General features: G+C 70.7%; 15 protein-coding genes and 1 tRNA gene. 9 read left to right on the top strand and 7 right to left on the bottom strand.

Annotated elements, in window-relative coordinates:
- Window positions 1-26: 26 nt before the first annotated feature.
- From rsmG to rpmH, 6 genes are all read right to left on the bottom strand, one after another.
- Window positions 27-743: a 16S rRNA (guanine(527)-N(7))-methyltransferase RsmG gene (gene rsmG / locus Srubr_RS31535; protein ID WP_189994921.1), complete on the bottom strand. Its 717-nt coding sequence runs from the start codon at window positions 741-743 to the stop codon at window positions 27-29.
- Between the two features lie 115 nt (window positions 744-858).
- A complete protein-coding gene (locus Srubr_RS31530; protein ID WP_189994922.1) occupies window positions 859-1,371 on the bottom strand; it encodes a Jag family protein in 513 nt (170 codons plus the stop codon).
- A 15-nt stretch (window positions 1,372-1,386) separates the two neighbouring features.
- A complete protein-coding gene (yidC, locus tag Srubr_RS31525) occupies window positions 1,387-2,664 on the bottom strand; it encodes a membrane protein insertase YidC (RefSeq protein ID WP_189994923.1) in 1,278 nt (425 codons plus the stop codon).
- A gap of 3 nt (window positions 2,665-2,667) precedes the next feature.
- Window positions 2,668-3,033, bottom strand: coding sequence for a membrane protein insertion efficiency factor YidD (yidD, locus tag Srubr_RS31520; RefSeq protein WP_078637607.1), 366 nt, complete (start codon window positions 3,031-3,033; stop codon window positions 2,668-2,670).
- Entirely contained in the window at window positions 3,030-3,401 is a 372-nt protein-coding gene (gene rnpA / locus Srubr_RS31515; RefSeq protein WP_078637608.1) for a ribonuclease P protein component, read from the bottom strand. The genes yidD and rnpA overlap by 4 nt, the downstream gene beginning before the upstream one ends.
- A 21-nt stretch (window positions 3,402-3,422) precedes the next feature.
- Entirely contained in the window at window positions 3,423-3,560 is a 138-nt protein-coding gene (gene rpmH / locus Srubr_RS31510) for a 50S ribosomal protein L34 (RefSeq protein WP_003956500.1), read from the bottom strand.
- A gap of 370 nt (window positions 3,561-3,930) precedes the next feature.
- On the opposite strand from rpmH, the gene dnaA reads away from it, so the two are divergent.
- The 9 genes from dnaA (at window position 3,931) to Srubr_RS31465 (ending at window position 16,959) form a co-directional block, all read left to right on the top strand.
- Window positions 3,931-5,832 carry a chromosomal replication initiator protein DnaA gene (gene dnaA / locus Srubr_RS31505; RefSeq protein ID WP_189994925.1) on the top strand — a complete coding sequence of 634 codons (1,902 nt, stop codon included), beginning with the start codon at window positions 3,931-3,933 and terminating at the stop codon, window positions 5,830-5,832.
- A gap of 1,151 nt (window positions 5,833-6,983) precedes the next feature.
- Entirely contained in the window at window positions 6,984-8,114 is a 1,131-nt protein-coding gene (dnaN, locus tag Srubr_RS31500) for a DNA polymerase III subunit beta (protein ID WP_189994928.1), read from the top strand.
- A gap of 241 nt (window positions 8,115-8,355) precedes the next feature.
- Complete coding sequence (gene gnd, locus Srubr_RS31495; protein WP_181792778.1) at window positions 8,356-9,231, top strand: phosphogluconate dehydrogenase (NAD(+)-dependent, decarboxylating); 876 nt, start codon at window positions 8,356-8,358, stop codon at window positions 9,229-9,231.
- 35 nt (window positions 9,232-9,266) lie between these two features.
- Window positions 9,267-10,388, top strand: coding sequence for a DNA replication/repair protein RecF (gene recF, locus Srubr_RS31490; protein ID WP_189994930.1), 1,122 nt, complete (start codon window positions 9,267-9,269; stop codon window positions 10,386-10,388).
- Entirely contained in the window at window positions 10,385-10,945 is a 561-nt protein-coding gene (locus Srubr_RS31485) for a DciA family protein (protein ID WP_189994932.1), read from the top strand. The genes recF and Srubr_RS31485 overlap by 4 nt, the downstream gene beginning before the upstream one ends.
- A 374-nt stretch (window positions 10,946-11,319) precedes the next feature.
- The gene (gene gyrB, locus Srubr_RS31480) at window positions 11,320-13,401 is read left to right on the top strand and encodes a DNA topoisomerase (ATP-hydrolyzing) subunit B (RefSeq protein WP_189994934.1); all 2,082 of its coding nucleotides are present in this window, start codon (window positions 11,320-11,322) and stop codon (window positions 13,399-13,401) included.
- Window positions 13,402-13,443: 42 nt separating this feature from the next.
- A complete protein-coding gene (gene gyrA, locus Srubr_RS31475) occupies window positions 13,444-16,038 on the top strand; it encodes a DNA gyrase subunit A (RefSeq protein ID WP_189994936.1) in 2,595 nt (864 codons plus the stop codon).
- An 18-nt stretch (window positions 16,039-16,056) separates the two neighbouring features.
- Window positions 16,057-16,770: a DUF3566 domain-containing protein gene (locus Srubr_RS31470; protein ID WP_189994939.1), complete on the top strand. Its 714-nt coding sequence runs from the start codon at window positions 16,057-16,059 to the stop codon at window positions 16,768-16,770.
- Window positions 16,771-16,882: 112 nt separating this feature from the next.
- Window positions 16,883-16,959: transfer RNA gene (locus Srubr_RS31465), tRNA-Ile, on the top strand.
- A 181-nt stretch (window positions 16,960-17,140) separates the two neighbouring features.
- Here Srubr_RS31465 and Srubr_RS31460 read toward each other — a convergent pair.
- Window positions 17,141-21,232: a WD40 repeat domain-containing protein gene (locus Srubr_RS31460; protein ID WP_189994941.1), complete on the bottom strand. Its 4,092-nt coding sequence runs from the start codon at window positions 21,230-21,232 to the stop codon at window positions 17,141-17,143.
- Between the last annotated feature and the right edge of the window lie 151 nt (window positions 21,233-21,383).

Genomic DNA, 21,383 nt, shown 5'->3' with positions numbered 1-21,383 from the left:
CCGCCGACGCCCACCCGTCCTCCGGCTCACCGGCGTCGGCGAGCCCGACCCGTGCGGGCGGCCTTGGCTCGCTTGGCAGCGAAACGCACACCGCCCGGGCTCTCGCCGACCTCTACCCGTACGACGGTGGACAGCGGGTCCACCACGCCCTCACCCACATGCAGAATGGACGTCTCCACCGCTCCGAGCTTGCTCAGCGCGGTGGCCGCCGCCTTCAGCTCGTCCTCGGCGGTGTCCCCCTTGAGCGCGAGCATCTCGCCGTACGGGCGCAGCAGCGGAATGCCCCAGGTGGCCAGACGGTCCAGCGGAGCCACGGCCCGTGCCGTCACCACATGGACCGGCGGCAGCTTGCCCATGACCTCCTCGGCCCGGCCGCGCACCACGGTGACATGGTCCAGGCCGAGCAGCTCGACGACCTCGGTGAGGAAGTTGGTGCGCCGCAGCAGGGGTTCCAGCAGGGTGATGTTGAGGTCGTCGCGGACCAGGGCCAGCGGGATACCCGGCAGCCCCGCACCGGAGCCGACGTCGCAGACCGTCACCCCCTCCGGAACGGCCTCGGAGAGCACCGCGCAGTTCAGCAGGTGCCGCTCCCACAGGCGCGGCACTTCCCGCGGACCGATCAGGCCGCGCTGCACGCCTGCCTCGGCGAGCAGCTCCGCATAGCGGACCGCATCGGCGAAGCGCTCACCAAACACTTCCCGCGCCTGCTCGGGCGCGGGGGGAAGCTCCGCTGCCTCCGTCACGGGGACCGTCCTTCCGTACAGCGCCGGCGCTTCGCGCACCGGCCACCAGAACTACCAGGCTGACAAAGTTCGGCCCCGCCTGCTCAACAGACGGGGCCGGTGGAACGGGGGCCGATCAGGCGGGCAGCACGACGACGAAGCGCTGCGGCTCCTCGCCCTCGGACTCGCTGCGCAGCCCCGCGGCCTTGACCGCGTCGTGCACGACCTTGCGCTCGAACGGGGTCATCGGCTTGAGCTTCACGGGCTCGCCGGTGCTCTTCACCTCGGCGGCGGCCTTGGCGCCCAGCTCGGACAGCTCGGCGCGCTTCTTGGCGCGGTAGCCCGCGATGTCCAGCATCAGCCGGCTGCGGTCACCGGTTTCCCGGTGCACGGCCAGCCGCGTCAACTCCTGCAGTGCCTCCAGCACCTCGCCGTCCCGGCCGACCAGCTTCTGCAGGTCGCGGCTGCCGGTGTCGCTGATGATCGACACGGAGGCGCGGTCGGCCTCGACGTCCATGTCGATGTCGCCGTCGAGGTCGGCGATGTCCAGCAGACCCTCCAGGTAGTCCGCCGCGATCTCGCCCTCCTGCTCCAGGCGGGTGAGGGTGTCTGCACCCTCGGCAGCGGCGGAGGTGGTGCCTTCCGTCACGGGATGGGCTCCTTCTTACTTCTTGGACGGGGACTTGGGCCGCTGCGGTCCACCCTTGCGCTGGCCGGACTGGGCCTTGCTGCGGGTGCCGGAGCCGGGCTTCTGGGGCTGCTTGGCAGCCGCGGGCTTGGCGTCCTGCGGCGCGTCGGACTTCTCCAGCGACGGGGCGTCACCCGCCTTGGTCCCGCCGGACTGACGCTGGGACTTGCTCTGGCGCTTGGGCTGCTGACGCCGGGGGGCGGTGGCGGTGGCCGTGGCGGTGCCGACGGCGGCACCGTCCTCGGACTGTGCCGCGGCCTGGGCCACGCTCTTGGTCACGGTGCCGTCGGGCTGGGCGGCGAGACCGGCCTTGTTGAGCGCGTTGACGAACTTGCGCTCGGACTCGTTGCGGTCGCGGCCCTTGGCGACGATCGCCTTCACGATGGCCTTCTCGCTGCGCCGACGGATCTTGCCGTGCTGCGTGACGTGCTTGGTCAGGCGCTCCAGGTAGGCGGCCTGGGCCTTGGAACCCGGGGTCGGGTTGTTGTGGATGACGTACATCTGCTGGCCCATGGTCCACACGTTGGTGGTCAGCCAGTAGATGAGGACACCGACCGGGAAGTTCACACCGAGGACGGCGAACATGACCGGGAAGATGTACATCAGCATCTTCTGCTGCTGCATGAACGGCGTCTTCACGGTGGTGTCGACGTTCTTCGTCATCAGCTGGCGCTGCGTGTAGAACTGCGACGCCGACATCAGCACGATCATGATCGCGGTCACGACGCGGACGTCGGTCAGCGAGGCGTGCAGGGCGCTGACCTGGCTGTCGCTGCTGAAGAACTTGGCGGCCAGCGGAGCGCCGAAGATGTGCGCGTTCCGCGCGCTCTCGAGCAGGCCGGCGTCGATGACGCCGATCTTCTTGCCCGACGCGATGGCGGCGAGCACGTGGTACAGGGCGAAGAAGAACGGGGACTGCGCCAGGATGGGAAGGCACGAGGAGAGCGGGTTGGTGCCCGACTCCTTGTACAGCTTCATCATCTCTTCGGACTGACGCTGCCGGTCGTTCTTGTAGCGCTCCTGGATCTTCTTCATCTCCGGCTGGAGCGTCTGCATCGCGCGGGTCGCCTTGATCTGCTTCACGAAGAGCGGGATCAGGCAGATGCGGATCAGGATCACCAGGGACACGATGGACAGGCCCCAGGCCCACCCGGTGTCAGGTCCGAAGATCGCCCCGTACACCTTGTGGAACTGGACGATGACCCAGGAGACGGGCCAGGTGATGAAACTGAAAAGGCTGGCAATCGTGTCCACTAATCATGCTCCTTGGGCATGGGACGAGGTCTCTGCGGCCGGGCTCGAAGGAGACTCCGTTGGTGGCTTCGCTTCGGTGGCCGTTTCGGCGGCGGAGGACCCGCCCCTGCGTGCGCGCCAGGCGTCGCGCAGCATTTCGTGCCACCGCGGACGCTTGCGCGGCGGAACATGGTCCACGCCACCCGGCGACCACGGATTGCACCGCAGGATGCGCCAGGCGGTCAGTGCGGTCCCTTTGACTGCACCGTGCCGGTCGATGGCCGTGTAGCCGTAGTGGGAGCACGACGGGTAGTACTTGCATACCGGCCCCAGCAGCGGACTGATCGTCCACTGGTACAGCTTGATCAGAGCCAGCAGCGGGTACTTCATCGCGCGCCCCCTCCCAGGAGCCGCTGAAGAGCGGCGTCCAGGTCTCGGGCCAGCTGTGCGTGGTCTGCGTCGCCCGCTCCGGGCAGCGCTCGTACGACTACCAGGCTACCGGGGGGGAACAGGCCGACTCGGTCACGCATCAGGTGGCGCAGTCTGCGCTTCACTTTGTTGCGCACGACCGCGCCACCCACGGCCTTGCTGACGACGAAACCCGCACGCGTCGGGGGAGCGCTCTCCCCAGGCGCGTGCGGGTCCGTGGCACCGCTTCGAAGGTGGACGACGAGCGTCGGGCGGCCTGCCCGGCGGCCTCGTCGGACCGCGGTCGCGAAGTCCTCGCGCCGCCTCAGCCGGTTCTCGGTGGGCAGCACGATGTCATGACCTGACCGGGATCAGGCGGACAGACGGGCGCGACCCTTGCTACGGCGGGACGCGAGAATCGCGCGGCCGGCACGGGTGCGCATACGCAGCCGGAAGCCGTGGGTCTTCGCGCGACGACGGTTGTTCGGCTGGAAGGTGCGCTTGCTCACTCGGGGGCTCCAGAAAATCGGTAGTGGCGGGGTGCCGTCCTGGCTGTCACCGTGCGCCCACGAGTAGCTCGCGTCACGCCCGAGTGCACCGCTTCCCGATCACCTGACGTGACCTGTGCCCATCGGAGGCAGGCGGCAGCAGCCATCGACAACTCGACCTGGTTACGGTACGCGGGGCCGAGCCGTCCGGTCAAACCGAGGGCTGCCGGGAGACACTGTCCACAGGCTGGGGACAACAACTTGAACCGCAGCCGTCGCGCTGACTACCGTGGCTGGACTCCGATTCGTTCCCTTATCCCCGCCCGACCGATTTTCATCCCGACCCGTCCCCGAACCACACGTTCGTGGGACCTGTGAGAGAGCGTGCCCTGTGGCTGACGTACCTGCCGATCTTGCCGCAGTGTGGCCGCGAGTACTGGAACAGCTGCTCGGTGAGGGCCGCGGACAGGGTGTGGAGGCCAAGGACGAGCACTGGATCCGGCGCTGCCAGCCGCTCGCGCTGGTCGCGGACACCGCCCTTCTCGCCGTGCCGAACGAATTCGCGAAGAACGTTCTGGAGGGCCGTCTGGCGCCCGTCGTCAGCGAGACCCTGAGCCGGGAGTGCGGCCGTCCCATCCGGATCGCGATCACCGTGGACGACTCCGCGGGCGAACCCCCGGCGCCTCCCGTCCAGCAGCCGGCGAAGCCGCGCTACGAGGAGCCGGAGCTGCCCTCGGGGCCGTACGAGGGCTACGGCCGGCCCCGTGGCGGGGAGCAGCCGGGCGGCGATCAGCACTCCGAGCAGCACCCGGCCGGCCGCCCCGACCAGCTCCCCACGGTCCGCCCGGTCTACCCGTCCGAGTACCAGCGGCCCGAGCCCGGCGCCTGGCCGCGCCCCGGGCAGGACGACTACGCCTGGCAGCAGCCCCGGCTCGGCTTCCCCGAGCGGGACCCGTACGCCTCGCCGTCCTCCCAGGACGGCTACGGCTCCGGCGCGGACCCGTACGGCGCGCCGTCCCAGGACTACCGCCCGCAGGGCATGGACCGGCCGCCATACGAACAGCCGCGCGGCGAGTACGACTCCGCGCGGGGCGAGTACGACCCGTCCCGGACCGAGTACGACCAGCGCGACCCGGTCCGCCGTGAGCTGCCCGACCCGGCGGCGCACCGCGGCGGCCCCGGCCGTCCGGAGGGGCCCTCCACCGGCGCCCCCGGCCCGCTGGCCGCGCAGCCGGCGCCCGCGAGCGGCCCCGGCGAGCCGACCGCGCGACTGAACCCCAAGTACCTGTTCGACACGTTCGTGATCGGCGCCTCCAACCGCTTCGCGCACGCGGCGGCGGTCGCGGTCGCGGAGGCGCCGGCGAAGGCGTACAACCCGCTGTTCATCTACGGGGAGTCCGGGCTCGGCAAGACCCATCTGCTGCACGCCATCGGGCACTACGCGCGCAGCCTGTACCCGGGCACGCGCGTGCGGTACGTCAGCTCGGAGGAGTTCACCAACGAGTTCATCAACTCCATCCGCGACGGTAAGGGCGACAGCTTCCGCAAGCGCTACCGCGAGATGGACATCCTGCTCGTCGACGACATCCAGTTCCTCGCGGACAAGGAGTCGACGCAGGAGGAGTTCTTCCACACCTTCAACACCCTCCACAACGCCAACAAGCAGATCGTGCTCTCCAGCGACCGGCCGCCCAAGCAGCTGGTCACGCTGGAGGACCGGCTGCGCAACCGTTTCGAGTGGGGCCTGATCACCGACGTCCAGCCGCCCGAGCTGGAGACGCGGATCGCGATCCTGCGCAAGAAGGCGGTCCAGGAGCAGCTGAACGCGCCGCCCGAGGTGCTGGAGTTCATCGCCTCCCGGATCTCGCGGAACATCCGTGAGCTGGAGGGCGCGCTGATCAGGGTGACGGCGTTCGCGTCGCTCAACCGGCAGCCGGTGGACCTGGGCCTGACCGAGATCGTCCTGAAGGACCTCATCCCCGGCGGCGAGGACAGCGCGCCGGAGATCACCGCGACGGCGATCATGGGGGCCACCGCGGACTACTTCGGGCTGACGGTGGAGGACCTGTGCGGCACCTCGCGCGGGCGCGCGCTGGTGACCGCGCGGCAGATCGCGATGTACCTGTGCCGCGAGCTGACGGACCTGTCGCTGCCGAAGATCGGTGCGCAGTTCGGCGGCCGGGACCACACGACCGTGATGCACGCCGACCGGAAGATCCGCGCGCTGATGGCCGAGCGGCGCTCGATCTACAACCAGGTCACCGAGCTGACCAACCGCATCAAGAACGGCTGAGCCGGCCGTACGCGGGCGCGCAGGGCGCTCCGGGGCACACCACCGCCTCCGGGGCGCCCTTCGCCGTTCCGAGCCCCACCAAGCCCCACCAAGCCCCACCGGGCCGTGCCCACCAAGCCCCACCGGGCCGTGCCCCGCCAAGCCCCACCGGGCCGTGCACCACCAAGCCCCACCGAGCCGTGCCCGCCGAAACGCCCCGGCCGACTCCGGCGCCGCCAGGCACCCCGCGCGGCCGCACACCCCCGCTGAGGCCGCTGAAGGGCGTCCGAAGGGGCGTTGGAGGGCTGCCGGGTGAGTCGCGAAGGACTGCTGGAGGGGGCGCGGCATGGGCCTGGCTGCGTCCGGCGCCCCGGATGCGGCGCTGCGGGCCGTTTCCTCCCCGTCATCCCTTGTTCGATTACCTGCCTGGTTACGGCCTTCCTCCACAGATTCGGCGACTTTCTTCCGTCCACAGACTGGGGACTGCGAAGTTGTCCCGAACTGTGTCCACAGGGAGGCTGGCTCCAGGACATCCGCCCAGTTCAAGGGCCTGTGGATTCGTGGACGAACGATCTCCACAGACTGTGGATAACTACGTCGTCCCCAGGCCGGGCGTCGCGTTTTCCACCGGTGCCCCACAGGCTGGGGGCGGTTGTCCCCAGCGAACCCGGGCTTCTCCACATGGCTGTCCACTGTTCGGCAACCCGACGCTCCCGCTCACCGCGTCGAGTGAAAGGCGTCACAGGAAGCTGCCGGATTGGGCTGTGGGAAACCTGGGTATTCCTGGGGACACAGCTGGGGAGAACTGCCCTCAGCCTGTGGGCGGTGTGTGCAGAACTTTCCGTTCTCCACAGAGGGCCCAGGTTGTCCACTGCCTCCACCCACAGGGCCAGTGGATAAAAAACCCGCGCTGAGCTGGGCAAACGTGGTTATCCACCGTATCCACAGGCCCTACTACTACTCCCGACTAGAGAGAGCTCGGCAATCGTTTTGAAGCGGGGGCTGTGCACAACTCGCCCTCTCGCGCCCGGCTGCCGCTCGGACCGACTTGACCCCGACGGGCACCTACTGTCAGTGCCGTGCGTCAGACTGGTCCCCGGTGTCCTTCCCGTCCCAGGCGGCGGTGACACCGAGTCGGAGGACTCAGTAGCAACAGCAGGAGGCGGCTTACGGTGAAGATCCGGGTGGAACGCGACGTACTCGCGGAGGCAGTGGCCTGGGCGGCACGCAGCCTCCCGGCCCGTCCGCCGGCGCCTGTCCTCGCCGGCCTGCTGCTCAAGGCCGAGGACGGCCAGCTGAGTCTGTCGAGCTTCGACTACGAGGTCTCCGCGCGGGTGAACGTCGATGCGGAGGTCGAGGAGGAGGGCACCGTCCTCGTCTCCGGTCGGCTGCTCGCCGACATCTCGCGCGCCCTCCCCAACCGGCCGGTGGAGATTTCCACAGACGGTGTACGGGCGACCGTGGTCTGCGGCACCTCCCGGTTCACCCTCCACACCCTGCCCGTGGAGGAGTACCCGGCCCTGCCGCAGATGCCGAACGCGACCGGCACCGTCCCCGGCGAGGTCTTCGCCGCGGCCGTCTCCCAGGTGGCCATCGCCGCCGGCCGTGACGACACGCTGCCGGTGCTCACCGGTGTGCGCATCGAGATCGAGGGCGACACGGTCACCCTGGCCTCCACCGACCGCTACCGCTTCGCGGTCCGCGAGTTCCTGTGGAAGCCGGAGAACCCGGACGCCTCCGCGGTCGCCCTGGTCCCGGCCAAGACGCTGCTGGACACCGCCAAGTCGCTGGGCGCCGGGGACAGCGTCACGCTGGCGCTGGCCGGTGCCGGTGCCGGCGAGGGCCTGATCGGTTTCGAGGGCGCCGGGCGGCGCACGACCACGCGTCTGCTGGAGGGCGACCTGCCCAAGTACCGGACGCTGTTCCCGACCGAGTTCAACTCCGTCGCCGTGATCGAGACCGCGCCGTTCGTCGAGGCGGTCAAGCGTGTGGCCCTGGTCGCCGAGCGGAACACCCCGGTGCGGCTGAGCTTCGAGCAGGGCGTGCTGATCCTGGAGGCCGGGTCCAGCGACGACGCACAGGCTGTGGAAAGGGTCGACGCCCAGCTGGAGGGCGACGACATCTCGATCGCCTTCAACCCGACGTTCCTGCTGGACGGCCTGAGCGCGATCGACTCGCCGGTGGCGCAGCTGTCGTTCACCACGTCCACGAAGCCCGCGCTGCTCAGCGGGAAGCCGGCGGTGGACGCGGAGGCCGACGACGCGTACAAGTACCTGATCATGCCGGTCCGGCTCAGCGGCTGACGTTTTCCACAGGTGTGCACGGCGCCGGACGTCCCTGTGGATGCCCGGCGCCGTGACCGGATGGGTGCCGCGGCCCCCGCGCGCGGGGTGGACCGCGACCGCTCCTGGCCACGTTTCCCCAGGTCAGCGCGGGTCTCGCATGAGCGCGTATGCCCACAGCTGTGCGTGAGCGGCCGGGTTTAGGCTCGGCTCGGCACCTCGGTGCCTCTCATGCCACACAGCAACCTAAGGAACACAACTGATGGAGCTCGGTCTCGTCGGCCTCGGCAAGATGGGCGGCAACATGCGCGAGCGGATTCGCCGCGCGGGCCACACCGTCATCGGGTACGACCGCAACGCGGACGTCGCGGATGTCCACAGCCTGGAAGAGCTTGTGGGCAAGCTCAGCGGCCCGCGCGTGGTCTGGGTGATGGTCCCGGCGGGCGAGCCCACCCAGTCGACCATCGACCGGCTCGCCGAGCTGCTGGAGCCCGGTGACGTGGTCGTGGACGGCGGGAACTCCCGCTGGACCGACGACGAGCGGCACGCCGAGGAGCTGGCCGCCAAGGGCATAGGCTTCGTCGACTGCGGTGTCTCCGGCGGCGTGTGGGGCCTGGAGAACGGGTACGCGCTGATGTACGGCGGCGACGCGGAGAACGTCGCCAAGGTGCAGCCGGTCTTCGACGCCCTGAAGCCGGAGGGTGACTTCGGCTCGGTGCACGCGGGCAAGGTCGGCGCGGGCCACTTCGCGAAGATGGTCCACAACGGCATCGAGTACGCCATGATGCAGGCCTACGCCGAGGGCTGGGAGCTGCTGGAGAAGGTCGACTCCGTGGAGAACGTCCGCGAGGTCTTCCGCTCCTGGCAGGAGGGCACGGTCATCCGGTCCTGGCTGCTGGACCTCGCGGTCAACGCCCTGGACGAGGACGAGCACCTGGACGCCCTGCGCGGTTACGCACAGGACTCCGGTGAGGGACGCTGGACGGTGGAGGCGGCCATCGACAACGCCGTGCCGCTGCCGGCGATCACCGCCTCGCTGTTCGCGCGGTTCGCCTCCCGGCAGGAGGACTCGCCGCAGATGAAGATGATCGCCGCGCTGCGCAACCAGTTCGGCGGTCACGCCGTAGAGAAGAAGTAATCCGCAGCACAAGCAGGGAGGTCGGCGGGACGACCATGCACGTCACGCATCTTTCGCTGGCCGACTTCCGCTCGTACGCCCGGGCCGAGGTTCCGCTCGACCCGGGCGTCACCGCCTTCGTCGGCCCCAACGGGCAGGGCAAGACCAACCTGGTGGAGGCGGTCGGATACCTGGCCACGCTCGGCAGCCACCGGGTCGCCTCCGACGCGCCGCTGGTGCGCGTGGGCGCCGAGCGGGCGATCGTGCGGGCCCAGGTCCGCCAGGGCGACCGGCAGCAGCTGATCGAGCTGGAGCTGAACCCCGGCAAGGCCAACCGCGCCCGGATCAACCGGTCCTCGCAGGTCAGACCGCGGGACGTGCTGGGGATCGTACGGACCGTGCTGTTCGCGCCAGAGGACCTCGCCCTCGTCAAGGGCGACCCGGGAGAGCGGCGGCGGTTCCTCGACGACCTGGTCACCGCGCGGTCCCCGCGGATGGCGGGCGTGCGCTCCGACTACGAACGGGTGCTCAAACAGCGCAACACCCTGCTGAAGTCGGCCGCGCTCGCGCGCCGGCACGGTGGTCGGTCCATGGACTTGTCCACGCTCGACGTGTGGGACCAGCATCTGGCGCGCGCGGGCGCCGAGGTGCTCGTCCAGCGGCTCGACCTGATCGCGGCGCTTCAGCCGCTGGCCGACAAGGCGTACGAGCAGCTGGCCCCCGGCGGCGGCCCGGTCGCGCTGGAGTACAAGCCGTCCGCGCCGGGCGAGGCCCACACCCGCGAGGAGCTGTACGAGCAGCTGATGGCGGCCCTCGCCGAGGCGCGCAAGCAGGAGATCGAGCGGGGCGTCACCTTGGTCGGTCCGCACCGGGACGACCTGGTGCTGAAACTCGGCCAGCTGCCCGCCAAGGGCTACGCCTCGCACGGCGAGTCCTGGTCCTACGCCCTCGCCCTCCGGCTGGCCTCCTACGACCTGCTGCGCGCGGAGGGCAACGAGCCGGTGCTGATCCTGGACGACGTCTTCGCGGAACTGGACGCCCGCCGCCGGGAACGGCTGGCGGAACTGGTCGCCCCCGGCGAGCAGGTGCTGGTCACCGCCGCCGTGGACGACGACGTACCCCATGTGCTGGCCGGCGCTCGGTACGCGGTGGCCGGCGGGACGGTGGAGCGCGTATGAACGCCGAGGACCCGGCGGCGGGCACCCCTCGGGCGGCGCGGGCCCCGGGCCCGAAGGAGCCCTCCGGTGTCGACCTCGCGCGCGTGGCGTTGCGCGCCGCGAAGGAGCAGGCACGCGCGCGTGGGGACGCGGCACGGCAGAAGAAGCAGGCCCGGCGCGGCGGCGGCCTGCGTTCCGGTGCCCGCGCCGACGGACGCGACCCGCTGGCGCTGGGGGCGGCGATCAACCGGCTGATCACCGAGCGCGGCTGGGAGACGCCCGCGGCGGTGGGCGGGGTGATGGGCCGCTGGCCGCAGATCGTCGGCGAGGACCTGGCCAAGCACTGCGTGCCGCAGCGGTACGACGAGGACGAGCGGGTGCTGGTCGTGGCCTGCGACTCCACGGCCTGGGCGACCCAGCTGCGGCACCTCGCGCCCGCGCTGGTGGCCCGGCTCAACCAGGATCTCGGGCAGGGCAGCGTACGGATGATCAAGGTGCTCAACCCGGGCGGCCCGGCCCGCCGCTACGGCCCGCTGCGGGCGCCGGGCAGCACCGGTCCCGGCGATACGTACGGGTGACGTACCTCACGTCCGCGAGGGTGCGCGGGAAGGTCGCCGCAGCCGTACGAGGCAGTGGTGACCGGGCCCGGATCGTCCCCGGACCGCCTTCTGACCCGCCAGTAGCCACGGGTTGACGGCGCGAAGCGCTGAGTGCCGCTGTGAGCCCCTTGGAGCCCCCATCCGCATATCGGGACCCGCCCGAGACCGGTTCAGGGCGGCACATGGGAGCTCAGGTGCCCGCAAACCCCCATCGATGTCAGTGCTACCGGTAGACTGGAAGACAATCCCGCCCCAACGTGGGGACCGCCCGGGAAAAGCTGAGCAACGCTGATCAAGGCTTACCAACGCAACATGCCGCAGCCGCTCCGGCAACCTGCCGACGAGCCCGGCTCGTGCTGTGCCAGAAAGGGCGCTTCGTGGCCGATTCCGGCAACCCCAACGAGAACATCCCGTCCACCGACGCCGGCGTGAACGGCGAGGCCACCGAGTCCGGCGCGGCCTCAGCCTCGTACGACGCCAGCGCCATCACCGTGCTCGAAGGGCTGGACGCGGTCCGCAAGCGGCCCGGCATGTACATCGGCTCCACGGGCGAGCGCGGTCTGCACCACCTGGTGTACGAGGTCGTCGACAACTCGGTCGACGAGGCGCTGGCCGGCTACGCGGACACCATCGACGTCACGATCCTCGCCGACGGCGGGGTGCGCGTCGTGGACAACGGCCGTGGCATCCCGGTGGGCATCGTGCCCTCCGAGGGCAAGCCGGCCGTCGAGGTCGTGCTGACCGTGCTGCACGCCGGCGGCAAGTTCGGCGGCGGCGGCTACGCCGTCTCCGGCGGTCTGCACGGTGTGGGCGTGTCCGTGGTGAACGCGCTGTCCACGAAGGTCGCCGTCGAGGTCAGGACCGACGGCCACCGCTGGACGCAGGACTACAAGATGGGCGTGCCGACGGCCCCGCTGGCCAAGCACGAGGCGATCGAGGAGACCGGCACGTCGGTCACCTTCTGGGCCGACCCGGAGATCTTCGAGACCACCGAGTACTCCTTCGAGACGCTGTCCCGGCGTTTCCAGGAGATGGCGTTCCTCAACAAGGGCCTGACGATCCGGCTCACCGACGAGCGCGAGTCGGCCAAGGCCACCAGCGGCGCGGACGAGGCGGGCGCCGACGAGAAGGCCGAGGTCAAGACCGTCACGTACCACTACGAGGGCGGCATCGTCGACTTCGTGAAGTACCTCAACTCCCGCAAGGGGGACGCGGTGCACCCGACGGTCGTCTCGCTGGAGGCCGAGGACAAGGACAAGAGCCTGTCCCTCGAGGTCGCCATGCAGTGGAACAGCGGCTACAGCGAGGGCGTGTACTCCTTCGCGAACATCATCCACACCCACGAGGGCGGCACCCACGAAGAGGGCTTCCGCGCGGCGCTGACCAGCCTGATCAACAAGTACGCGCGCGACAAGAAGCTGCTGCGCGAGAAGGACGACAACCTCACCGGCGACGACATCCGCGAGGGCCTGACCGCGATCATCTCGGTCAAGCTGAGCGAGCCGCAGTTCGAGGGCCAGACGAAGACCAAGCTGGGCAACACGGAGGCCAAGACCTTCGTGCAGAAGGCGGTCTACGAACACCTCAACGACTGGCTGGACCGCAACCCGGTCGAGGCCGCGGACATCATCCGCAAGGGCATCCAGGCGGCCACCGCGCGCGTGGCGGCCCGCAAGGCGCGCGACCTGACCCGCCGCAAGGGTCTGCTGGAGACGGCGTCGCTGCCGGGCAAGCTGGCCGACTGCCAGTCCAACGACCCGGCCAAGTGCGAGATCTTCATCGTCGAGGGCGACTCCGCCGGCGGCTCGGCCAAGTCCGGCCGGAACCCGCAGTACCAGGCGATCCTCCCGATCCGCGGCAAGATCCTGAACGTGGAGAAGGCGCGGATCGACAAGATCCTGCAGAACCAGGAGATCCAGGCGCTGATCTCGGCCTTCGGCACGGGTGTGCACGAGGACTTCGACATCGAGAAGCTCCGCTATCACAAGATCATCCTGATGGCGGACGCCGACGTCGACGGCCAGCACATCAGCACCCTGCTGCTGACCTTCCTGTTCCGCTTCATGCGGCCGCTGGTCGAGGCCGGGCACGTGTACCTGTCCCGCCCCCCGCTGTACAAGATCAAGTGGGGCCGGGACGACGTGGAGTACGCCTACTCGGACCGCGAGCGCGACGCGCTGATCGAGATGGGCCGCCAGCGCGGCAAGCGCATCCGCGAGGACTCCATCCAGCGCTTCAAGGGTCTCGGCGAGATGAACGCCGAGGAGCTGCGCGTGACCACCATGGACCAGGAGCACCGGGTCCTCGGCCAGGTCACCCTCGACGACGCCGCCCAGGCCGACGACCTGTTCTCGGTCCTCATGGGCGAGGACGTGGAGGCCCGCCGCCAGTTCATCCAGCGCAACGCCAAGGACGTCCGCTTCCTCGACATCTGAGTCGGTCTCAGCTGACCGCACCAGGAAGGATCTTCACCAGCAATGGCCGACGAGAACACTCCCGTCACCCCGGAAGAGGGCGGCGAACTCGCGATGCGTGTCGAGCCCGTCGGGCTCGAGACGGAGATGCAGCGTTCGTACCTCGACTACGCGATGTCCGTCATCGTCTCCCGCGCGCTGCCGGACGTCCGGGACGGTCTCAAGCCCGTCCACCGCCGCGTGCTGTACGCGATGTACGACGGCGGCTACCGCCCCGAGCGCGGCTTCTACAAGTGCGCCCGCGTCGTCGGCGACGTCATGGGCAACTACCACCCGCACGGCGACTCCTCGATCTACGACGCCCTGGTGCGCCTCGCCCAGCCGTGGTCGATGCGGATGCCGCTGGTGGACTCCAACGGCAACTTCGGCTCCCCGGGCAACGACCCGGCGGCGGCCATGCGCTACACCGAGTGCAAGATGGCGCCGCTGTCCATGGAGATGGTCCGCGACATCGACGAGGAGACCGTCGACTTCACGGACAACTACGACGGCCGCTCCCAGGAGCCGACCGTCCTGCCGGCCCGCTTCCCGAACCTGCTGATCAACGGCTCGGCCGGCATCGCGGTCGGCATGGCCACCAACATCCCGCCGCACAACCTGCGCGAGGTCGCGGCCGGCGCCCAGTGGTACCTGGAGAACCCGGACGTCTCCCACGAGGAGCTGCTGGACGCGCTCATGGAGCGCATCAAGGGCCCGGACTTCCCGACCGGCGCCCTGGTCGTGGGCCGCAAGGGCATCGAGGAGGCGTACCGCACCGGGCGCGGCTCCATCACGATGCGCGCGGTGGTCGAGGTCGAGGAGATCCAGGGCCGTCAGTGCCTGGTGGTCACCGAGCTGCCGTACCAGGTGAACCCGGACAACCTGGCACAGAAGATCGCCGACCTGGTGAAGGACGGCAAGATCGGCGGCATCGCGGACGTCCGCGACGAGACGTCGTCCCGTACCGGCCAGCGCCTGGTGATCGTCCTGAAGCGGGACGCGGTCGCCAAGGTCGTGCTGAACAACCTGTACAAGCACACCGACCTGCAGACGAACTTCGGCGCCAACATGCTGGCGCTGGTGGACGGCGTGCCGCGCACGCTGTCGCTGGACGCGTTCATCCGGCACTGGGTGACGCACCAGATCGAGGTCATCGTCCGCCGGACCAGGTTCCGGCTGCGCAAGGCCGAGGAGCGGGCGCACATCCTGCGCGGTCTGCTCAAGGCCCTGGACGCCATCGACGAGGTCATCGCGCTGATCCGGCGCAGCGAGACGGTCGAGATCGCGCGCGGCGGCCTGATGGACCTGCTGGAGATCGACGAGATCCAGGCCAACGCCATCCTGGAGATGCAGCTGCGGCGCCTTGCGGCCCTGGAGCGGCAGAAGATCGTCCAGGAGCACGACGAGCTCCAGGCGAAGATCAACGAGTACAACGAGATCCTGGCCTCGCCGGTCCGCCAGCGCGGGATCGTCAGCGAGGAGCTGGCCGCGATCGTCGAGAAGTACGGCGACGACCGCCAGACCAAGCTGATCCCCTACGAGGGCGACATGTCCATCGAGGACCTGATCGCCGAGGAGGACATCGTCGTCACCGTCACGCGCGGCGGTTACGTCAAGCGGACGAAGACGGACGACTACCGGGCGCAGAAGCGCGGCGGCAAGGGCGTGCGCGGCACGAAGCTGAAGGAAGACGACATCGTCGACCACTTCTTCGTCTCCACCACGCACCACTGGCTGCTGTTCTTCACCAACAAGGGCCGGGTGTACCGGGCGAAGGCGTACGAGCTGCCCGAGGCCGGCCGGGACGCGCGCGGCCAGCACGTGGCGAACCTGCTGGCCTTCCAGCCGGACGAGGCGATCGCGGAGATCCTGGCGATCCGGGACTACGAGGCGGCGCCGTACCTGGTGCTGGCGACCAAGTCCGGTCTGGTCAAGAAGACGCCACTGAAGGATTACGATTCGCCCCGCTCCGGCGGTGTCATCGCGATCAACCTGCGCGAGCGCGAGGACGGCGGCGACGACGAGCTGATCGGTGCCGAGCTGGTCTCCGCCGAGGACGACCTGCTGCTGATCAGCAAGAAGGCGCAGTCGATCCGGTTCACCGCTTCGGACGAGTCCCTTCGCCCGATGGGCCGCGCCACCTCGGGTGTCAAGGGCATGAGTTTCCGCGAGGGCGACGAGCTTCTCTCGATGAATGTCGTCCGACCCGGTACGTTCGTGTTCACTGCCACCGACGGTGGGTACGCGAAGCGGACCGCCGTCGACGAGTACCGCGTCCAGGGCCGCGGCGGCCTCGGCATCAAGGCCGCCAAGATCGTGGAGGACCGCGGTTCGCTCGTCGGCGCGCTGATTGTCGAGGAGCACGACGAGATCCTCGCGATCACCCTCTCCGGCGGTGTGATTCGCACGCGAGTCAGCGAGGTCAGGGAGACGGGCCGTGACACCATGGGCGTCCAACTGATCAACCTGGGCAAGCGCGATGCCGTGGTCGGTATCGCACGTAACGCCGAGGCCGGGCGCGAGGCGGAGGAAGTCGACGGCGACGTGGCCGTGGACGAGACCGCCGAGGGTGCCGCGACCACCGGCACGGACGAGGGTGAGGCACCCTCGGCCGAGTAGCACGAGGAGTGAGTCATCGTGAGCGGAGCCACGGGCGCCGGATCGGCCGGTACCTCCACGGGTACGGAAACGGACGGCGGCGGCCGTGGCTCCGCCGCGCGTGCGGCGAGTGCGAGCGACCCGCACACGACCAACCTGAAGCCGGTGAAGGGGTCCGAGGCGGACTCCTCCCGTACGACTGGATCCCAGGGGGGAACGGTGACGGACACCCGAGGCCCGGCCGGCGAGGCACGGGAGGCGTCGCCGCTGCCCGGCGAGCGGCACCCGGAGCAGCCCGCCGGCCCGTACCACCCGCCGCAGGCCTACCCGGCGCAGGGCGCGGTCCGCAGGCCGCGCACGGGGGTGCGGCCGACCGCGCCGCGCACGCGCAAGGCGCGGTTGCGGGTGGCCAAGGCCGATCCGTGGTCGGTGATGAAGGTCAGCTTCCTGCTCTCCATCGCGTTCGGCATCTGCACGATCGTCGCCTCGGCGGTGCTGTGGATGGTGATGGACGCCATGGGGGTGTTCTCGACGGTCGGCGGCACGATCTCGGAGGCGACCGGCTCCAACGAGGCCAACGGCTTCGACCTCCAGGCGTTTCTGTCCCTCCCGCACGTCCTGACGTTCACGTCGGTCATCGCGGTCATCGACGTGGTCCTGGCGACCGCGCTGGCGACCCTCGGCGCGTTCATCTACAACCTTTCCGCCGGCTTCGTGGGCGGCATCGAGCTGACCCTCGCGGAGGACGAGTGACGCGCCGACCAGCGGCGTCCTGACGGTCCCCCGACAACCGATTTTGGGACTCGCGGTGTCGTGCGCTAATCTTCAGGAGTCAGCGCGCGGGACACACACCGCAAAGCGCGGCGGGGCTATAGCTCAGTTGGTTAGAGCGCATCCCTGATAAGGATGAGGCCACAGGTTCAAATCCTGTTAGCCCCACCAGCGAGAAGACCCCCGGTCCATTGGGCCGGGGGTCTTCTGCTGTTCCGGGGCGCGGTGCGGGAACGGAAAAGACCCGACCGCTGGCGACGGGGGATGCACCAGCGATCGGGCTATGGCCAAGGGTAACAAGGTTGGCGGGTGTGTGGGGCCAAGTCCAGGGAAAATCAAGCGGGTTGGCTGATCACTGGGCGCACGGGGGGTCGTAGGAGAGGCGTGGGAGGTACTCCTGCCAGCGCTGCTTCGTCAGGACGCCCCGGGTGACCGAGCAGATGTGGCGGATCGCCGTGTCCGCGTCCAGGCTCCACAGGCGGACCGTGTCGGTGCCGCTGGAGACGCCGAGGACGTGACTGTTGGGGCTGAAGGAGAGGAAGTGGCCGGTCTTGGCGTTGGGGCTCATGGACTGGCCGATCGGGGTCGTCCGGGCCGGGTCGGTGACGTTCCACAGGCGGACCGTGTTGTCGTTGCCGCCGCTGGCCAGGGTGTGGCCGACGGTGCTGAAGGTCAGGGACGTCACCGCCTCGCTGTGGCCGGTGAGCGGCCTGCCGAGCGGCTCGGCGTGTCCGGGGTCGGCGACGTTCCACAGGCGGACCGTGTCGTCGTCGCTGCCGCTGGCCAGGGTGGCCCCGTCGGCGCTGTAGGCGAGCGCGTTCACCGGGCCCGAGTGCTCGGCCAGCGGGGTGCCCAGGGGGACGGCGCGCGCGGGGTCGGTGACGTTCCACAGCCGGATCTCGCTGTCCGCGCTGCCGCTGGCCAGGGTGTGGCCGTCGGGGCTGAAGGCGAGCGCGTTGACGTAGCCCCGGTGACCGGTGAGCGGTCTGCCGAGCGGTACGGCGTGCGCGGGGTCGGTGACGTTCCACAGCTGGATGGTGCGGTCGTCGTAGGCGGTGGCCAGGGTGCGTCCGTCCGGGCTGTAGGCCAGCGCGTCCGGTCCCATGAAGCGGGTCCGCAGGGCCAGCGGTGGGCCCGCGGCGACCGGGCGGGCGGGGTCGGAGACGTCCCACAGGTGCACCGTGCGGACACCGGTGAGGACGGCCAGGGTGCGGCCGTCGGGCGAGAACACCATGGACCGCTGGTCGCCGTCGGCCCGCATGAACGGCTCGCCCAGCAGTACGGGGCGGCCGGGCCGGGTCACGTTCCACAGCCGCAGCCGGCCGTCCCGGGCGGCGGTGGCCAGCACCCGGCCGTCCGGACGGAACGCCCCGCTGCGGCCGACCATGTCGGAGGTCGGGACCGACCACAGCCGCACCTTGCCGTCCCCGCTGCCGGTGGCGAGGGTACGGCCGTCCGGGCGGAAGCCCAGGGCGTACATCTCCCCGCTGCTGCCCGCGAGCGGCTCGCCGACCTGGGACGGGGACGCGGGGTCGCCGACGTTCCACAGGCTGGCCGTGCTGTCCGCGCTCGCGGCGGCCAGCCGGTGCCCGTCCGGGCTGAACGCCACCGACCAGATCGGCCCGGTGTGCCCGGTCAGCGGGGAGCCGAGCGCCCTCGCCCGGTCGGGCCGGCGCACGTCCCACAGCCGGATGGTGTCGTCCGCGCTGCCGCTGGCCAGGGTGCGCCCGTCGGGGCCGAAGGCCACCGAGTGCACCAGGTCCGTGTGCCCGCGCAGGGTCTTCAGCGGCTCCGGCCGGCCCGGGTCGGCCACGTTCCACAGGCGGATCGAGTTGTCGTCGCCGCCGGCGGCGAGGGTGCGCCCGTCCGGGGAGAAGGTCACGCAGCGCACGGCGGCGGTGTGCCCGCGCAGGGTCGTGAGCGGCTTCGGCCGGCGCGGGTCGGTCACCTGCCACAGCCGTACCGTGTGGTCCTCCCCGGCCGAGGCCAGGGTGCGGCCGTCCGGGCTGAACGCCACCAGGTAGATCGTGCCTCGGTGGCCGGTGATCGGCTCGCCGAGCGGCACGGGGTGCGCGCGGTCGGTGACGTCCCACAGCCGGATCGTGCCGTCGTCGCCGGCCGAGGCCAGGGTGTGGCCGTCCGGGCTGAACACGGCGCTGCTCACCCAGCTGGCGTGGCCGGTCAGCGGCTTGCCGAGCGGTTCCGGGCGGTTCGGGTCGGCGACGTTCCACAGCCGGACCGTGCGGTCGTAGCTGGCCGTGGCCAGGGTGCGGCCGTCGGGGCTGAAGGAGGTGAGGTAGACCGCGCCGGTGTGCCCGGACAGCGGGGTGGCCAGCGGAGCGTTCACGATCGACAGCAGGCGGCTGTACGTGCCCTCGTCACCGGGGCGCAGCTGGTGCGCGACCAGGTCCAGCTGGGCGGCCAGCGACGGGTCGGTGTGCTGGACCCGGTCGGCCTCGGCGAGGACCTGCTCGAACACCGCGTCGTCGCGCTGCTTCCAGGCGATCACGGCGGAACCGGCGGCCAGCACGGCCAGCACCACCAGCGCCGCCACCGCGGCCCGGCTCAGCCACACCGTCCGCTTGCGCAGCCGCACCGAGGCGGCCAGGAACTCCATCGCGCTGCGGGTCAGGTAGGTGTCCCCGGCGGACCGGGCCCAGCTGCGGGCCTGCTCCAGCCGCGACCCCCGGTACAGCAGCGAGCTGTCCCGGCCCGAGTCCTCCCAGGCCCGGCCGTCCTCCTCCAGCCGCTGGCGCAGCAGATGGTCGCCGCGGCCCTCGTCGATCCAGTGCCGCAGCCGGGGCCAGGCGTGCAGCAGCGCCTCGTGGGTGATCTCCACGGTGTCCGCGTCCAGCGTCACCAGCCGGGCCCGCACCAGGGCCTCCAGCGACTCCTCCGTCTTGCCGGGGTCCGCCGACTCCTCGGCCAGCTGCCGCCGGGTGCCGCGCCGCCGGGTGGCCTGGGTGTCCTCGCCCAGCCGGACCAGCCGCAGCAGCAGCAGGCGGGCGGCGGTCCGGGCCGCCGGGTCCAGGCCGGACCAGGCCCGTTCGGCGGTCGCCGCGACCGCGCCCTGGATGCCGCCGGCCGCGCGGTAGCCGGCCAGGGTCAGCTTTCCGGCCTTGCGGCGCTGCCAGGTGGCCAGCAGGGCGTGCGACAGCAGGGGGAGCACGCCCGCGTCGTGCGCCCCGCGCGGGCCGTCGGCGCTCACCTCGCGCACGATCAGCTCGGTGAGCCCCGGCTCCAGCTCCAGGCCCACCGCCTTGGCCGGTCCGGTCACCGCCTCGCGCAGCTCGGTGCTGGTCAGCGGGCCGAGCACCATGTGCCGGTGCTGGAGCGCGTCGGCCAGGTCCGGGTAGCCGAGGCACTGCTCGTAGAAGTCGGCCCGTATGCCGAGGACGACCCGGACGGGCGCGGGGTCCGCGGAACCGGCCGGCGGGGTGCAGGCGGCGTGCAGGAACTGGATGAAGGAGCGCCGGTCCGCCTCGTCGGCGCAGAGGGTGAACGCCTCCTCGAACTGGTCCACGATGACGACCGGCCGGGTGCCCGGGGTGAACGCCCGGCGGGACCAGGCCGCGACCGCCGCGCGCACGGCCCGGGTGATGTACGGGGCGTCGCTGCCCGGCAGCGCCGGGTTCCGCGCCGCCTCCCGCTCGGCCCGCCGTGCCTCGGCGGCGACGGCGGCCAGTTCGGGGATCCGGCGGACCAGCTCGCCCAGCGGATCGGCGCCGGGGACGAGCTGGAGGACGGGCTCGGGGGATTCCGAGGGCTCAAGAGGATGGGGGGACTCGCCGGTGGCCGGTGGGTCCTGCGGGGCGGGGGCCGTGCCGTCGTGCAGGGCGCCGTCCCGGATCGCGGGGACGAGACCGGCGTTCAGCAGGGACGACTTCCCCGCGCCCGAGGCGCCGACCAGCATGACCAGGCCGCCGGACCGCTCGGCCGCGCGGAGCTGGGCGACGAGGGCCTTCGTACTGCGTTCCCGGCCGAAGAACCACCGGGCGTCCTCGCGGCGGTACGGGGCCAGCCCCCGGTACGGGCACACGCCCCCGGTGACCGGCGGCGCCTGGGCCGGGGGCCGCCGGTTCTCCTCCGCGGGCGGCGCGGCCCGGTCGCCGACCGGACCGGTCAGGGCCAGCTCCCACAGCCGCTGCCAGTGGGCGAGGTCGTACAGGCCGGCCGAGACGGGGGTGGGCCGCAGCCGCCGGGCCTCCGGGATCAGGATGTGGAGGACCGCCGCGAGGGCGGCGAACTGGGCCGGTACGTTCCGGGCCCGCCGCCAGTCGCTGATCCGCTGCGCGGACACCCGTACGGGCCGGCCGCGCTCGTCGACCCGCTGGAGCCGTACGACGGCCTGGGCGACGCTTTTGAGGGGAGGATTTCCGGCCTCCTTGTAGAGCAGCGCGAGCCGCTCGGCGAAGGCTGTGCGTGCCCCTGAGTCGGAACTCAAGGTTCCACCCCTTACTTCCCCCGCGTGTCGGATGTCCGGACCGGAAAACTCACCCTATACGTCTGACCTGCGGTTAAGGGGTGGATCGGGGTCCGGAACCTCCCCGTCGGCGATGACAAATGGCAGGATCCGAACCCGGTAGCGGACTCGT

Source organism: Streptomyces rubradiris, from assembly GCF_016860525.1.
Classification (GTDB): Bacteria; Actinomycetota; Actinomycetes; order Streptomycetales; family Streptomycetaceae; genus Streptomyces; species Streptomyces rubradiris.
The sequence above is the reverse complement of the archived record's forward strand: the minus strand, read 5'-3'. Positions and strand labels throughout refer to the sequence as shown.

Coding starts and splice junctions, on each gene's coding strand:
- yidD (WP_078637607.1), bottom strand. CDS start 3,033: ATGAAGTACCCGCTGCTGGCTCTGATCAAGCTGTACCAGTGGACGATC.
- recF (WP_189994930.1), top strand. CDS start 9,267: ATGCACGTCACGCATCTTTCGCTGGCCGACTTCCGCTCGTACGCCCGG.
- gyrA (WP_189994936.1), top strand. CDS start 13,444: ATGGCCGACGAGAACACTCCCGTCACCCCGGAAGAGGGCGGCGAACTC.
- gnd (WP_181792778.1), top strand. CDS start 8,356: ATGGAGCTCGGTCTCGTCGGCCTCGGCAAGATGGGCGGCAACATGCGC.
- Srubr_RS31485 (WP_189994932.1), top strand. CDS start 10,385: ATGAACGCCGAGGACCCGGCGGCGGGCACCCCTCGGGCGGCGCGGGCC.